The 14,079-nt window shown below is 69.4% G+C and carries 16 protein-coding genes; 11 read left to right on the top strand and 5 right to left on the bottom strand.

What is annotated here, in order from left to right; translation table 11 throughout:
* Positions 1–36: 36 nt before the first annotated feature.
* Genes rfbB through HZ321_RS20410 form a run of 6 tightly spaced genes read left to right on the top strand, consistent with a single transcriptional unit; the run spans position 37 to position 5,155 of the window.
* Positions 37–1,095 carry a dTDP-glucose 4,6-dehydratase gene (rfbB, locus tag HZ321_RS20435; RefSeq protein WP_181704265.1) on the top strand — a complete coding sequence of 353 codons (1,059 nt, stop codon included), beginning with the start codon at positions 37–39 and terminating at the stop codon, positions 1,093–1,095.
* A 7-nt stretch (positions 1,096–1,102) separates the two neighbouring features.
* Positions 1,103–1,981 (top strand): dTDP-4-dehydrorhamnose reductase, encoded by an 879-nt coding sequence (gene rfbD / locus HZ321_RS20430; protein ID WP_181704345.1) that lies wholly within the window; start codon positions 1,103–1,105, stop codon positions 1,979–1,981.
* A 26-nt stretch (positions 1,982–2,007) separates the two neighbouring features.
* Entirely contained in the window at positions 2,008–2,880 is an 873-nt protein-coding gene (gene rfbA / locus HZ321_RS20425; protein ID WP_181704264.1) for a glucose-1-phosphate thymidylyltransferase RfbA, read from the top strand.
* 39 nt (positions 2,881–2,919) lie between these two features.
* Complete coding sequence (locus HZ321_RS20420; protein ID WP_181704263.1) at positions 2,920–3,327, top strand: 6-pyruvoyl trahydropterin synthase family protein; 408 nt, start codon at positions 2,920–2,922, stop codon at positions 3,325–3,327.
* Entirely contained in the window at positions 3,324–4,370 is a 1,047-nt protein-coding gene (locus tag HZ321_RS20415) for a glycosyltransferase family 4 protein (protein WP_181704262.1), read from the top strand. The genes HZ321_RS20420 and HZ321_RS20415 overlap by 4 nt, the downstream gene beginning before the upstream one ends.
* Positions 4,367–5,155 carry a class I SAM-dependent methyltransferase gene (locus HZ321_RS20410; RefSeq protein WP_181704261.1) on the top strand — a complete coding sequence of 263 codons (789 nt, stop codon included), beginning with the start codon at positions 4,367–4,369 and terminating at the stop codon, positions 5,153–5,155. Before HZ321_RS20415 ends, HZ321_RS20410 begins: the two co-directional genes overlap by 4 nt.
* On the opposite strand, the gene HZ321_RS20405 is transcribed toward HZ321_RS20410, so the two are convergent.
* Positions 5,156–6,811 carry an alkaline phosphatase family protein gene (locus HZ321_RS20405; RefSeq protein ID WP_181704260.1) on the bottom strand — a complete coding sequence of 552 codons (1,656 nt, stop codon included), beginning with the start codon at positions 6,809–6,811 and terminating at the stop codon, positions 5,156–5,158.
* 30 nt (positions 6,812–6,841) lie between these two features.
* On the opposite strand from HZ321_RS20405, the gene HZ321_RS20400 reads away from it, so the two are divergent.
* Entirely contained in the window at positions 6,842–7,807 is a 966-nt protein-coding gene (locus HZ321_RS20400) for a lysylphosphatidylglycerol synthase transmembrane domain-containing protein (RefSeq protein ID WP_181704259.1), read from the top strand.
* On the opposite strand, the gene HZ321_RS20395 is transcribed toward HZ321_RS20400, so the two are convergent.
* Together HZ321_RS20395 and HZ321_RS20390 are read right to left on the bottom strand one after the other, a co-directional pair.
* The gene (locus HZ321_RS20395) at positions 7,741–8,532 is read right to left on the bottom strand and encodes an FkbM family methyltransferase (RefSeq protein ID WP_181704258.1); all 792 of its coding nucleotides are present in this window, start codon (positions 8,530–8,532) and stop codon (positions 7,741–7,743) included. The genes HZ321_RS20400 and HZ321_RS20395 overlap by 67 nt on opposite strands.
* Entirely contained in the window at positions 8,529–9,272 is a 744-nt protein-coding gene (locus HZ321_RS20390; RefSeq protein ID WP_181704257.1) for a CDP-alcohol phosphatidyltransferase family protein, read from the bottom strand. Before HZ321_RS20390 ends, HZ321_RS20395 begins: the two co-directional genes overlap by 4 nt.
* Positions 9,273–9,441: 169 nt before the next feature.
* Here HZ321_RS20390 and HZ321_RS20385 point away from each other — a divergent pair, with 169 nt between their 5' ends.
* Positions 9,442–9,726, top strand: coding sequence for a hypothetical protein (locus HZ321_RS20385; RefSeq protein ID WP_181704256.1), 285 nt, complete (start codon positions 9,442–9,444; stop codon positions 9,724–9,726).
* 10 nt (positions 9,727–9,736) lie between these two features.
* Here the strand turns inward: HZ321_RS20385 and HZ321_RS20380 are convergent, their stop codons facing one another.
* On the bottom strand, positions 9,737–10,351 hold the full coding sequence (locus tag HZ321_RS20380) for a transglutaminase-like cysteine peptidase (RefSeq protein ID WP_181704255.1): 615 nt from the start codon (positions 10,349–10,351) through the stop codon (positions 9,737–9,739).
* A 1,056-nt stretch (positions 10,352–11,407) separates the two neighbouring features.
* On the opposite strand from HZ321_RS20380, the gene HZ321_RS20375 reads away from it, so the two are divergent.
* Positions 11,408–12,034: a sugar transferase gene (locus HZ321_RS20375; protein ID WP_206682817.1), complete on the top strand. Its 627-nt coding sequence runs from the start codon at positions 11,408–11,410 to the stop codon at positions 12,032–12,034.
* A gap of 58 nt (positions 12,035–12,092) precedes the next feature.
* The gene (locus tag HZ321_RS20370) at positions 12,093–12,308 is read left to right on the top strand and encodes a hypothetical protein (protein ID WP_181704253.1); all 216 of its coding nucleotides are present in this window, start codon (positions 12,093–12,095) and stop codon (positions 12,306–12,308) included.
* Between the two features lie 26 nt (positions 12,309–12,334).
* On the opposite strand, the gene cysQ is transcribed toward HZ321_RS20370, so the two are convergent.
* A complete protein-coding gene (cysQ, locus tag HZ321_RS20365; RefSeq protein ID WP_181704252.1) occupies positions 12,335–13,138 on the bottom strand; it encodes a 3'(2'),5'-bisphosphate nucleotidase CysQ in 804 nt (267 codons plus the stop codon).
* Positions 13,139–13,348: 210 nt separating this feature from the next.
* On the opposite strand from cysQ, the gene HZ321_RS20360 reads away from it, so the two are divergent.
* Positions 13,349–14,079, top strand: a 731-nt coding sequence (locus HZ321_RS20360) for a phosphohexomutase domain-containing protein (protein ID WP_483295044.1), incomplete at its 3' end; no start/stop codon positions are given.

The following is a 14,079-nucleotide window of genomic DNA, read 5'->3' as shown; positions in this document are numbered from 1 at the left end:
CGACCGGACCGGTCGGACACTCAACTAGGATTGCTCATGAGGGTACTCGTCACCGGAGGCGCGGGTTTCATCGGGTCGGCGCTGGTCCGCCATCTCGTCAGCGAGGTGGGGGCCGAAGTGCTGACCGTGGACAAGCTGACCTATGCCGGAAACCTCGCCTCCCTGAAGGTGATCGAGAACGCGCCGAACCATCGCTTCGCCCGGATCGACATCTGTGACCGGGCATCGATCGTCTCGGCCATCGAGGACTTCAAGCCGACGCGGATCATGCACCTGGCGGCGGAAAGCCACGTGGACCGCTCGATCACCGGGTCGAAGGACTTCATCGAAACCAACATCGTCGGCACCTTCACGCTCCTGGAGGCCGCGCGGCACTACTGGGCCGGGCTTCAGGCCGCGGACAAGCAGGCGTTCCGCTTCCTGCACGTCTCCACCGACGAGGTCTATGGGTCGCTCGGCCCGGAGGGGCTGTTCACCGAGACGACGCCCTACGACCCGAGTTCGCCCTACTCCGCCTCCAAGGCGGCGTCCGACCATCTGGCGATCGCCTGGCACAGGACCTACGGGCTGCCGGTGGTGGTCTCCAACTGCTCGAACAACTACGGGCCCTACCACTTCCCGGAGAAGCTGATCCCGCTGATCATCCTCAACGCCTTGGACGGCAAGGCGCTGCCGGTCTACGGCGACGGTTCGAACATCCGCGACTGGCTCTACGTGGAGGACCACGCGCGGGCGCTGGACCTGATCGCCGCGCGCGGTCGACCGGGCGAGAAATACAACGTGGGCGGCCGCAACGAGCGGCGCAACATCGACGTGGTGAAGCGGATCTGCGCCGTGCTCGACGCGCTGAAGCCGGTGGCCCAGCCGCGGGAGAACCTGATCACCTATGTGGTCGACCGGCCTGGGCACGACCACCGCTACGCGATCGACGCGACGCGGCTGGAGACCGAGCTCGGCTGGCGGGCGCAGGAGAACTTCGAGAGCGGCATCGAAAAGACGGTACGATGGTACCTGGAGAACGACTGGTGGTGGGGGCCCCTGCGCAAGGGCTACGCCGGCGAACGTCTCGGCGTGCTGGAACCGGACAAGACGTGAGGACATGATGCGCATCGCCGTGACAGGCCGGGAAGGCCAGGTCGTCCAGTCTCTCCTCGACCGCGCGTCCACCGCCGCCGTGACGGTGGTCGCCGTCGGCCGGCCGGAGCTCGACCTTGCCGATCCGGCGAACGTGCTGCCTGCGCTGCGGGCGGCGGAGCCGGACGTGATCGTATCGGCTGCGGCCTACACCGCCGTCGACAAGGCGGAGAGCGAACCGGCGCTGGCGCGCGCGGTGAACGCCGAGGGCGCCGGCGCGGTGGCCGCGGCGGCCGCGGCGCTCGGCGTGCCGGTGGTGCACCTGTCCACCGACTACGTGTTTGCGGGCACCAAGAACGGCACCTACGTGGAGAGCGACCCGACGGGGCCGCTCGGCGTCTACGGCGCGACCAAGCTGGCCGGCGAGGAAGCGGTGGCAGCGGCGACGCCCGACCATGCGATCCTCCGGACGGCCTGGGTCTACAGCCCGTTCGGGGCCAACTTCGTGAAGACGATGCTGCGGGTGGGCGAGACGCGGGACGTGGTGCGGGTGGTGCACGACCAGCACGGCCGGCCGACGTCGGCGCTCGACATCGCCGACGCGGTGATCTCGGTGGCGCGGAACCTTGCCGCATCAAGGGATCCGGACCTGCGCGGCGTGTTCCACCTGGCGGCAAGCGGCGAGGCGACCTGGGCGGAGTTCGCCGAGGCGATCTTCTCTTCGGCCGCGGCGCGGGGCCGCAAGGTACCGACGGTGGAACGGATCACCACCGCCGAGTACCCGACGCCGGCGCGTCGTCCGGCCAACTCGCGGCTCGACGGCGCCAAGCTCGGCCGCCAGCATGGCATCGTGATGCCGGACTGGCGGACGGCGCTGGAAATCACCTTGAGCAGGCTTCTCGCCTGACGACAGCGAACAGGGAAGCGGACCCGATGCGTGGCATCATCCTGGCCGGCGGCAGCGGCACTCGTCTCCATCCGATGACGATGGTGACGTCGAAGCAGCTGATGCCGATCTACGACAAGCCGATGATCTACTATCCGCTGTCGACGCTGATGCTGATGGGCATCCGCGACGTGCTGATCATCTCCACCCCACACGACCTGCCCAACTTCCAGCGGCTCCTGGGCGACGGGTCGCGGCTCGGCATGTCGTTCAGCTACGCCGAGCAGCCGTCCCCGGACGGACTGGCGCAGGCCTACATCATCGGCGCGGACTTCGTCGGCAATTCGCCGTCGTGCCTGGTGCTCGGCGACAACATCTTCTACGGCCACGGCATGCCGACCCTGTTCGGGCAGGCGCGGCAGCGGATGACCGGCGCCTCGGTGTTCGCCTACCGGGTGACCGATCCGGAGCGCTACGGCGTGGTGGAGTTCGACGAGCAGATGCGGGCGATCTCCATCGAGGAGAAGCCGGCCGCTCCGCGCTCCAACTGGGCGGTGACGGGGCTCTACCTCTACGACGCGGCGGTGGTGGACATCGCCGCCAACCTGAAGCCCTCGCCGCGCGGCGAACTGGAGATCACCGACGTCAACCGGATCTACCTTGAGCGCGGGCAACTCTCCGTGGAGATCATGGGCCGCGGCTTCGCCTGGCTGGACACGGGCACGCCGGACAGCCTGATCGAGGCGAGCGAGTTCGTGCGCACTCTGGAGAAGCGGCAGGGCTTCAAGATCGCCTGCCCGGAGGAGATCGCCTTCAAGCAGGGCTTCATCGACGCCGACCAGCTGGAAAAACTCGGCAAAGCCCTCGGCAAGAGCACCTACGGGCGCTATCTGCTGGACGTCGTCCTGACCGGGAACTGAGCCGGGCGGGACTTTCGTCGTCCACGCCCTGGAGGTGCCATGTTCGCCGTCGAAGTCCGTGACCACGTGATGATCGCCCACAGCCTGCCCGGCGAGGTGTTCGGCCCGGCGCAAGGCCTGCACGGGGCCACCTTCGTGGTGGACGCTGCGTTCTACACCGCCGATCTCGACGCGGACGGGCTGGTGGTGGACATCGGGCTGGCGACCGAGGCGCTGAAGCGCATCCTGAAGCCGCTCAACTACCAGAACCTCGACGCCCTGCCCCGCTTCAAGGGCCGGACCACGACCACGGAATTCCTGGCGAAGGCGATCTTCGACGACCTCGTCGCGGAGATCGGCGCCGGCAAGCTCGGCGCCGGCGGCGCCCGGGTGGAGCGGCTGCGCATCCAGCTGCACGAGAGCCACGTGGCGCGGGCCTGGTACGAGGGGGCGGTGCCGCGGGCATGACGGCGCGCCGGACGGTCTTCGCGATACCCGGCGACATCACGCAGCGGACCGGCGGATACGGCTACGACCGGCGGATCCTGGCGGAACTCGGGCCGACAATCGGAATGGAGCACCTGCCCCTGTCCGGCGGGTTTCCCGATCCGAGCGCTGCGGATCTCGACGCGGCGGCGGCCTCTTTCGCGGCGCTCGGCGACAGGACGGTGGTGCTGGTCGACGGGCTCGCCTATGCGCTGCTGGCCGATGTCGTGCGGCGGGAACGCGAGCGGCTGGCGTTCGTGGCGCTCTGCCATCATCCGCTCGCCCTGGAGACCGGACTGGATCCGGAGACCGCCGCGCGGCTGAAACGGCAGGAGACCGAGGCGCTGGCGCTCGCCCGGGCGGTGATCGTGACGAGCCCGCCGACGGCGGACCTTTTGGTGCAGGCGTTCGGGGTACCACGGCCGGCGATCACCGTGGCGGTGCCGGGCACCGATCCGCGGCCGGCGTCGCCCTGCGCGGGTTCGCCGCCGGTGCTGGTGACGCTCGCCACGCTGACGAAGCGGAAAGGCCACGACGTTCTGGTGGACGCGCTGGCCCGGCTGACCGACTTGGCCTGGCGGGCGGACTTCGTGGGCGGCACCCACTTCGACCCGGATTGGACGGCGGAGATCGAGGCGCGAATCGCGCGGGCGGGGCTTGGTGAACGGGTTCGGCTGAGCGGGCCGGTGGACGACACGGCGGGCGTGCTCGGCGCGGCGGATCTGTTCGTGCTGCCGTCGCGCTACGAGGGCTACGGCATGGCCTTCGCCGAGGCGATGGCGCACGGGCTGCCGATCGTGGCGGCGCGGGCCGGGGCGGTTCCGGACGTGGTGCCGGAGACCGCCGGCATCCTGGTGCCGCCGGACGACCCGGACGCACTCGCGGCGGCGATCCGATCGATGCTTCACGATCGCGCCCTCATCGAGCGCTATCGTGAGGGATCGCGGGCGGCGGGTGCTGCGTTGCCCGGCTGGGGAGACGCCGCAGGGATCATCCGCGGCGTGCTGGAAGGGATTAGACGATGAGCGGCTTTTCGGCGACGTGGCTTGATCTGCGCGAGGCGGCGGACGGGCGGGCGCGCGACACCCGCCTGCTGACGGCTGCCGCGGCGCTGGTGGACGCGGCCGATGCGCCGCTGGTCGTCGATCTCGGCACCGGAACGGGGGCGATGGCCCGCGCACTCGCCCAGCATCTCCAGAAGGCGCCGGAATGGCTGCTGGTGGACGCCGACCTGGCGGTGCTGGCGGAGGCCGACGCGCGCGCCGGGTCGCTTCCCGGTCAGGTCTCGGTGCTGCGGCACGACCTTTCCACGCCGACGCCGCTTCCGGTGAGCGGGGCGACGCTGGTGACGGCCTCGGCGCTGTTCGACCTCGTGTCCGACACCTTCGCGGAACGGCTGGTCGCCACGCTCGCGGCCGGGCGGACGGCGCTCCATGCCAACCTGATCTATGACGGAACGACCGAGTGGCATCCGGCGCATCCGCTGGACGAGCCGGTGCTCGCCGCCTTCAACCGGCACCAGCGCCGCGACAAAGGCTTCGGCGCGGCGCTCGGGCCGTCCGCGCCAGGGGCACTGGCGGAGAAGCTGAACCGGGCGGGGTTCCACGTCAGTTCGGCGTTGAGCGCCTGGCGGCTTGGTCCGGAGGACGAGGCGCTGGTGCGCGAGCTTGCCACCGGCATCGCCTCCGCCGCGCACGAGGAGGGCCACCTGGCGAAGGAGGCCGTCGACGAATGGCTGGACTTCCGCCTGCAGCACGCCGGGGAAGGCCGCTGCATCGTCGGACACGTGGACATCCTGGCGACGGTCTGATCAGGGCCCGGCCGCTTCGGGCGAAAAGGCCTGGAGGAACCGGTCGCGGAAATGATCCATGCGCCAGACAGGGGCGCCGGGCGGCGGCCTCAGGCCGGGGTGCCAGCTCCAGCCGTCGAGGCGGGCGAGAACGGCCGGGTCGCGGGCGATGACGGACACGGGGACGTCGCGCGTGGCGCCGTCGCCAGTGACGAGCGGGGCGGGCTGGTGGTCGCCGAGGACCACGACGACGAGGCGGTCGTCGCCGAAGGTTTCCAAGTAGGACACCAGGTTCTTCAACGCATATTCGATCGACAGGCGGAACTGGGTGCGCACGCGCGCCGGGTCGCGCCAGACCACGTCCGGCGGGTCGCCTGCCGAGGCCATCTCGTTGAAGACGGTGCCGTCGCCCACCTCGGCCCAGTCGATCACCTCCGGGATCGGGGTCCACGGGGCGTGGCTGGAGATCAAGGCGATCTCGGCCATGACCGGCTTGCGGTCGGGCGCCACCCGCTCGAAGCGCTCGAAGGCGGACAGGGTGTACTGATCCGGCATCGTCACCCAGTTGAAGGGTTTGCCGCGATAGCCGAGGTTGGCGAGGGTGTAGGCGCGGTCGTAGCCGAAGAAATCGCCTTCCGGCCAGGCCATGCTGATGGCCGGCATGACGGCGACGGTGCGCCAGCCGGCCTTCCGGAACGCCGCGTTGAGGGTCATCCGGTCGCTGCCGACGAGGGTGCGGTATCGCTGCTGGTTGTCGATCCAAAGGCCGGAGAGCAGCGTACCGTGGGCAAGCCAGCTCTGGCCGCCGACCGTCGGCGAGGTGAGGTAGGCGCTTCGCACGCCGAGGCCGGCGGCGCGCAGACGGATGTCACCCTCGTCGAGCACCGCGCCGACGGCAGGGGCGAACTCGGGGTTCTCGACGGCGTCGCGACCGTAGCTCTCGACGAAGACGACGAGGACGTCCTTGCCAGTAAGGGCGGTGAGAAGGCGGTCGGCGGGCGTGTCGCGAAAAGCGTCGACGGCGGCTTCCTCCTGGAATGTCCGCGCGTCGGCGAGGCTGACGCGGACGCGGTCGAGGCGGTTGGCGGCGAAGACCGCGCCGTCCGAGGACGCGACGGGCACTCGCGGGCGAATCTCGACGGCCGCCGCGGCGAGGCCGAGCCAGGCGACCGCGGCGACCACGGCCGCCGGGAGGGCCACGGTGCGGTGCCGGGCGACTGCAGCCTGCATACGGAGGCTCGACCAGACGGCCGCGGCCAGCACGGCGACGGCGAGCAGCGCGGCGCCGGCCGCGGCGGCAACCGCTCCTGTGCGGCCGATCGCACCGGTGAGAAGGTTCATGGCGGCGTCGAGGAGATGCCAGTCGAGCACGGGATCGAAGGGCCGCGCGAAAGCGGGGAAGGAGCCCATGTCGGCGATCTTGAGGATGGCGACGAGGCCGAGTGCCACGCCGGCGAACGCCGCCAGAACGCGCGCAGCCCGAAACGGCAGCACGCCATACAGGATGGCCAGAACCACGGCTTCCAGGGGAATGCGCAGAAAGGCGGCAGGCGTGATACGGTCCAGCTCGTTCGGAGCCACGAGAATGGCAAACACCACGACGATGGCGAGGAGCGACAGCGCGAATCCCGTTCGCCTGTTCGCGGTCGTATCGCCGCCCGATCCGCTGCCACCCATGCGTTCCGCCCACCTCTTGCCCGACCCAGCATGACAGAAAACGTAAGCGAAGAAACGCTGTCCACCGGTTCTACGCGGCGCAGGGCGATCCGGACCGCAGTCCAACTCGCCGGTGGCGCTGTTCTCGTTACGGGCGTGCTCTGGACCGTGGGTTTCAAGGCGATCGCCGACGCAGTGCTCGGGGCGGACCCGGTCCTGCTCGGCCTCGCGGTGCTGGTGGTCCAGGCCCAGATCCTGGCGTCGGCCTGGCGCTGGCGATTCACGGCCGGACGGCTGGGTCTGGCGATCCCGTTCGGGACGGCGGCGGCGGAATACTATCTTTCCAGCCTCCTCAACATGGTGCTGCCGGGCGGCGTGGCCGGGGACGCGCTCCGGGCGCTGCGCAGCCGCGGCGCGGCCGCTGCCGGCCGATCGCGTGCGGCGATCAGCGCGGTGGTGCTGGAGCGGGCCTCCGGGCAGATCGCCTTCGCCGTGCTGGCGGTGGCGGGGATCCTGGTCTGGGCCGTCTCGCTCGCCGCTCCGCTGCCGCGGGGATCGGTGGCGGCGGTGGCGGTCGTTCCGCTCGCCCTCGCCGGCGTGGGGGTTGCCGCTTCGGCGCTGCGCCGGAGCGGCCCGGCGCGGTTGCGGGACGCGATCGGACGATTCGTATCGGACATCCGCGCCGGGTTCGGCACAGGCCGGTCGCTCGCGGTCCAGGCGGGGCTCAGCCTGGCGATCGGGGCGAGCTACGTCGGAGTGTTCGCGCTGTGCGCGGCCGCCGTGGGAAGCACGCTGCCGCTGCCGGTCGCAGCGGCGGTGATCCCGCTGGTGCTGCTGTCGATGCTGCTGCCTGTCACGGTCGGTGGCTGGGGGCTGCGGGAGGGTGCGGCGGCCGTGCTGTGGCCGACGGTGGGACTACCGGCAGCCGACGGCGCGGCGGCGGCGGCGCTCTATGGGCTGGTCGCGGTGGTCGGTGCACTGCCCGGCGTGCTTTCGCTCGCACGCAGGCGGGCATAGACGTCGCCGGACCGGCCGTTGCCGGCCGCCTCGTGCAGCACGCGGAGCATGGCCGCGCCGGCCATCCAATCATCGTGCAGGAAGCGGTGGCGTTCCCCCTCCACGCGGTTGAAGACGTAGTCGCCGAGCTGCTGCAGCCGGGCGATGCAGGCTTCGGCACCGTGCAGCGCAGCGGGCAGGTATTCGAAGGCGACCATCGGAACGGGCTGGGAAAGGCCGGCAAGGATCTCCGGCTCCAGGCCTTCCACGTCGATCTTGATGAAGCGGGGCCGTCCGTAGCGCTCGATCAGCCGGTCGAGCGTAGTGACGTCGACCTCGATCGCCCGGTCCCAGGCCACCTTGCGGAAGCCGGCGTCGGCGGAGACCTCGGCGATCCAGCCGGTGGAGAGGGTGGAGACGGTGGGATGGCGGCGGGAGACGTTGAGCGTCATCCGCCCTTCCCGGCTGCCGACGGCCTCCGGCAGGATAACGGTGCCGGGCGGCAGGAGGCGGCGGAGAACGGCGCGGAACAGCGGCTGCGGCTCCAGCGCGACGACGCGGGCGCCGGCGGCGACGAGGGCGCGCGAGCGGTTTCCCACATGGGCGCCGATGTCGAAGGCGAGATCGCCCGGGCCGACGAGTTCGCGGGTGAAACGGCGCAGTTCCGCGGATTTCCAGGGCCGGCCGTAGTAGATCGCCAGGGAGCGGCCGAGGCCGATGAGGCTGGCAGCGTCGGGCAAGGTCATGCGGCCGCCGGGCCGTTGCGCCGGAGCCAAAGGATGTCGACGGTGAAGGACCAGGCGAGCGCGCCAAGCGATACGCCCCCGAGGACGATGGCGGCCGTCGGGCCGACCGGCGGCGCGGCAACCGCGATGAGGGCGGCGATCTGCACCACGCAGACCAGCTTGCGCCGGAACGACGGGGGCAGTGCTCCGGCAAGCCAGGGCCAGACCGCCGCGGCGGCGACGAAGGCGTAGCGCATCAGGCCAGCCAGCAGGATCCAGGGCCCGATCTTGTCGGCGGAAACGGCGAAGGCGCAGAGCACCAGAATCAGCAGCGCGTCGGTTTCCATGTCGAAGCGCGCGCCGAAGGCGGTGACCGGCCCGAAGCGGCGGGCGAGCCAACCATCGACGCCGTCGAGGAGGACGACGGCGAGTGCGACGGCGGCGATGGCCCAGGTGTCCGCCGGAAGCGCCAGCGCCGCGCCGGCAAGGCCCGCGGTGGCGGCGAATCGGAGCCAGGTGACGGTGTTCGGCAGACCGAATCGCGGGAGGTCCGATGCGGCGCGGGCGACGAGCGCGGCGCCGACCAGGAAGACGAGAGCGGCGAGGCCGATGGCGGCCGGCGCGAAGCCGCCCGCGAGCAGCGCGGCGAGCAGCGGCAGCGCCGTGGCGGCGGTGCGCATGACGTCGCCGAAACGGGAGCGCGACCCGCCCTCGACCTGCCGCCCGATCGCTTCGCCGAATTTCCGCACGTCCACGCTCATCCGTCCACCCTTCTTGTGCCGGCTTATTATACGAGGGATTCGGGTTGTCCGATCGCGCGATGACGGCCTGTTGAAAAATGCCTTCGGAATACGCCCGCGCCACCCGGTGATGGCTACCACGACAGCAGGGTTTCGCTCATACTCGGCTCCGCAGCCTACGGATTGAGCAATGGTGCAGAAGGCGAGCCTTTCAACCTCCGGAACACTGGACCGCATCGTGCGGGCGTTCCGGTTTCGACGAGTCGGCCCCACGGTGGTTGTGGCCGCGTCGACGCTCGTGCTGCCGTTGGCCGCGGCGCTGGCGTGGAGCGCGCACGGGTTCTGGTCGGGGACTTGGACGACGATCCTGATGGTGGTGGCCTTCAACATAGGCCTGGTGCTCGGCTTCGTCGTGCGCCTGCGCCAGAAGGAGCGCCGCCGCGAGCGGTCCGGCGCGCCGGGCGAGGACGGCTGACCCCTGCCCTTCAGAGGGCGAGCCAGCTGCGCGGATCGACCGGGGACTGCAGGATCTGGAAACGCAGGCGCGACTTGGCGACCGGCGTGACGGCGCGGGACAGGTTGTCGAGCACGTAGTCGCCGCGATCGGTGCGCACCACGAGGACGGCGTGATACTCGCCGTTCGGCAGGTGCGCGGTGGCGATCGGCAGCGCCGAGGTGGGAAAACCGGCGCGAATCAGCCGCTCGCGCTTGGCGAGGGCGTAGTCCTCGCAGTCGCCGCTCAGCCCGCCGATCTTCCAGTTGTCCGGCGCTCCGCGGAGCTCGGCCTGCGGACGAATGGACAGGTTGGTGAGCCGGTTGACCTCGACCACCATGCGGGTGAGCGCCGGCGTGAGCCTGACCGCGCCGCTGGGCGTGACCTCCACGTCGGCGCGGGCAGCAACGGGGCGGCAGCGGTCCGGCAGCCGGCGGCAGAGGGCGGTAAAACCGTCGGGTTCGCTCGCCGACATTTTTCCGACGATCGGGATGGAACTTTCCAGGGCCGGGATCGTTTTGGGTAGCGCCTGGAAACCGGCGCTGGCCCCGCTGGCCCAAGCCGCGAGGCCGGATACGAGAATCGTCAGGGCGACACGCGTCCGCATGGTATGAAGGCCCTCCACCGGCACGTCATCGGTGGAGCGTGAACACATGCGTACAAAAATATAAGTCGTATTTTGACTGTGCGACGTTCATTCGCGCATCGTGTCTCTCGCTGTTGTCGCGCTGCAACAGCTGCCTTGAAAAAATCTGACGGCCGGCTGTCAACGTGTCAATACCATGACAACAGCTTGTGGTGGAAACGTCACAGATCTGCCGCCACAGGGCGCGAGACCCCCCAAAATCCCCCCTAGCCGGCCCGGATCGCAGGATCGTGACTCGAAAATGCCCGGATTCGTCGGCATTTAGGTTACCGGAATCAATTCGACCGAATCTCGTAGACGGCCGGTTCGTCCCGCTGTCGCGGCCTTGATGAGCGTAGGGGGTTCAGCTTAGAGTGAAAAAATTGGAAACGGATGATTTGGGATTTGAATCGCTTGGTCCCTTCATTCATGCTGCACTGCAGCGTCGGATTTGAACGGCGCAGCCGCTGCAGGGAGGGTTCTAGGAGCTTCAGCTTCCGAGCTTCGGTATTGCAAACAGGAGATGGACAAGGTTTTCGGGGCGCGTTGCGCCGTCGTTAACCATGTTTCCAGGTTTAGGACCCCGAGACGCGGCTTTGTTTTGCCTCGGGTCTCTACGGACGGTTAAGGTAAATCAGCGCTTAATCGACCCGCCAGACCCGATGAGAACGGACGCTCGCGTCGTATTTCATCACTTCCAGTCGCTTAGGGCGCACGAGGCGTTGCTTCAGCGTCCGACCCAATCTGGAGTTGGATATGCGTTCGCATTTGAATGATTTTGTCGGTCGTTTGTTTTCTGCCCCTTCGGACGCTTTCTCGTCCTTTGCGCAGCCGTCCTTCGCCTATGCTTCCGCCGGATCCCGCAGTGCCCGCCGCTTCGGACCGTCGTCCGAGCCGTTGATGTCGAGCACGTCGATGTCCGTCCTTTGGCAGCCGGACAGCCAGCCCAAGAACCGCGACCGCGTCGGTGCGCCCAGCACCGCCCGCCGCGCGCCCTCCTCCACGGCACGCCTCGTGCGTGGCGGCGAGAGCGCGCCGATGCCGATCGCCCGGGCCGGCGCTTGGCAGTTCGCCATCAAGCGTTCGCTCGACTTCCTGCTGGCGCTGGCGGCGCTGATCGCCCTGGCGCCGCTGCTCCTGACGATCGCGGCCATCATCCGGCTCACCAGCCGGGGACCGGTGCTGTTCTCGCAGGAGCGTGTCGGCCTCGGCAACGAGACGTTCCGGATCTTCAAGTTCCGGTCGATGTACACCGACCGCTGCGATCTTTCCGGCGTCGCGCAGACGACCGAGAACGATCCGCGCGTGACGCCGATCGGGCGCTTCATTCGCCGGACCAGCATCGACGAGCTGCCGCAGCTGCTCAACGTGCTGAAGGGCGACATGTCGCTGGTCGGACCGCGTCCGCACGTGCCCGGCATGCTGGCCGCCGGGGTGCCCTACGACGAACTGGTGCCCAACTACGGTCTGCGCCACATCGTGCGGCCCGGGCTGACCGGTCTGGCGCAGGTGAACGGCTATCGCGGCCCGACGACGGACGCCTACAAGGCTCGCCGCCGCGTCGAGTGCGATCTGGAATACATCCGCAGCTTCAACGTTCTCCTCGACATCAAGATCATCCTGCGGACGATCCGCTCGGAGTTCCTGTCGGGGTCCGGCTGCTGATCCACGAACGGCCCCGGCGCAACCGCACCGGGGCTCCTCATCGGGCAACGAGACTATGATGGACGGAGACGTGCCCTCCACGATCACGCTGCTCGCCGGGCTCTACGCTGCGGCGGGTTTTCTCGTGATGGCGGGAACGGTCGAGGATCTCCGCGGCCGGCGCTGGCGGCTTTCCAAGGCGCTCGCCGCCGGCTGGTGGGTGGGCCTGCTGTGGCCGGTGACGCTCGCCGTGCTCGTGCTGATGAAGGCGCTGCAGGCGCCGAGCAAATCCTGACCAGGGACGGGCGCGGCGGCGAGCTATCAGCTCACCGCCAGGACCGATCGCAGGATCGATGCATTTCCCACCGCCAGGAACCACGGATTGCGGAAATCGTCGTCGCGGCGACCGTAGACCATCGGCGCGCCGTCCCGTGTGACGACCAGTCCGCCGGCCGCACGCAGCACGGCGTCGCCGGCCGCGGTGTCCCATTCCATGGTGGGGCCGAGGCGCGGATAGAAATCGGCCGACCCCTCGGCCAGCAGGCAAAACTTGAGGGACGAGCCCGCGGCATGGAATTCGGCGACCGGCAGACGGGAGAGGAGTTCGGTGGTCTCGGCCCCCGCATGGGACCGGCTGGCGACCACGGCGAGCCCCTTCTCCGGTACCGGCCGGGTGCGGATCGGTTCGGCCGGGCCGAGCGAGCCGCCGTCCGTCACCTTCGCGCGCCAGGCGCCCTGCCCTTCCGCACCAGCGTAGAGGCGGCCGAGCGCCGGGGCGTAGACCACGCCCGCCACCGGGACGCCGTGTTCGACGAGGGCGATGTTGACGGTGAACTCGCCGTTGCGGGAGACGAACTCCTTGGTGCCGTCGAGCGGGTCGACCATGTAGAAGGCAGGTCCGGTGACCGCCTCGGCGCCGGCGGCCATCGCCTCTTCGGCGACCACCGGACGGCCGGGGTCGAGACGGGCGAGACCCGCCAGGATCACCGCTTCGGCAGCCTGGTCGGCAGCGGTGACGGGGCTCTCGTCGGACTTGATGGCGACGGCGAATTCGGTGCCGTAGATGTCCATGATCACGGCGCCGGCCTGGAGGGCGATGTCGGCGAGGGCCTCGATGCGGGTCATGGCGGTCCGGGATCCACGGCAGGTTCGGCGCTGGGTATCGCAAGGCCGCGCCGCGGGCAAGCCGAGACTGCGGGGTCTTTCACCCGCGCGGCGATCAGTCCGCAAAAAGGCGATGGGAGGTCGATTTGGCACCCGGTTGTTCACCTTTTTGCGGTAAGGCTCCCGTAGAGAGCCCCCATAGGGGCCACCGATCGATGAGGACGCTGCTTGATGTTTCCGAAGCCTGTTGATTCCGTTCTGCCCAACACGCTTGCGTTCGAGACGACGCCGCTCGTCAAGCCGACGGGGTTCCGGGAGTATGACGCCCGGTGGTGGTTCGGCCATCCGGCCTCCGACAAGGCGCCGGAGCTCAACCTGATGGGCGTGCAGGCGCTGGGGCTCGGCCTCGGCACCCTCCTCCACGAGCTCGGCAAGCCGCTCGACGTGGTCACCGGCCACGACTTCCGCGGCTACTCCATGGGCATCAAGATCGCGCTGGCCCAGGGCCTGATGGCCGCCGGCTGCACCGTCCACGACATCGGCCTGGCGCTCTCGCCGATGGCCTATTTCGCCCAGTTCGCGCTCGACGTGCCGGCCGTGGCCATGGTCACCGCCAGCCACAACGACAATGGCTGGACCGGCGTCAAGATGGGCTGCGACCGCCCGGTCACCTTCGGGCCGGAGGAGATGGGGCGGCTGAAGGAGATCGTGCTGGCCGGCCGCTTCCGCCAGGCCGGCGGCGGTTCCTACCGCTTCGTGGAAGGCTTCCCGGCCACCTACGCCGACGACCTCACGCGCGGCAAGCAGCTCAAGCGCAAGCTCAAGGTCGTCGCCGCCTGCGGCAACGGCACCGCGGGCGCCTTCGCCCCCGCCATCCTCCGGGCGCTCGGAGCCGAGGTGATCGAGCTCGACTGCGACCTCGACTACACCTTCCCGCGCTACAACCCCAATCCGGAAGACAT

It is taken from the genome of Chthonobacter albigriseus (assembly GCF_013839445.1).
Taxonomy (GTDB): domain Bacteria; phylum Pseudomonadota; class Alphaproteobacteria; order Rhizobiales; family Pleomorphomonadaceae; genus Chthonobacter; species Chthonobacter albigriseus.
Note: the sequence above shows the minus strand (reverse complement) of the source record. Positions and strands in the feature narration are given on the sequence as shown.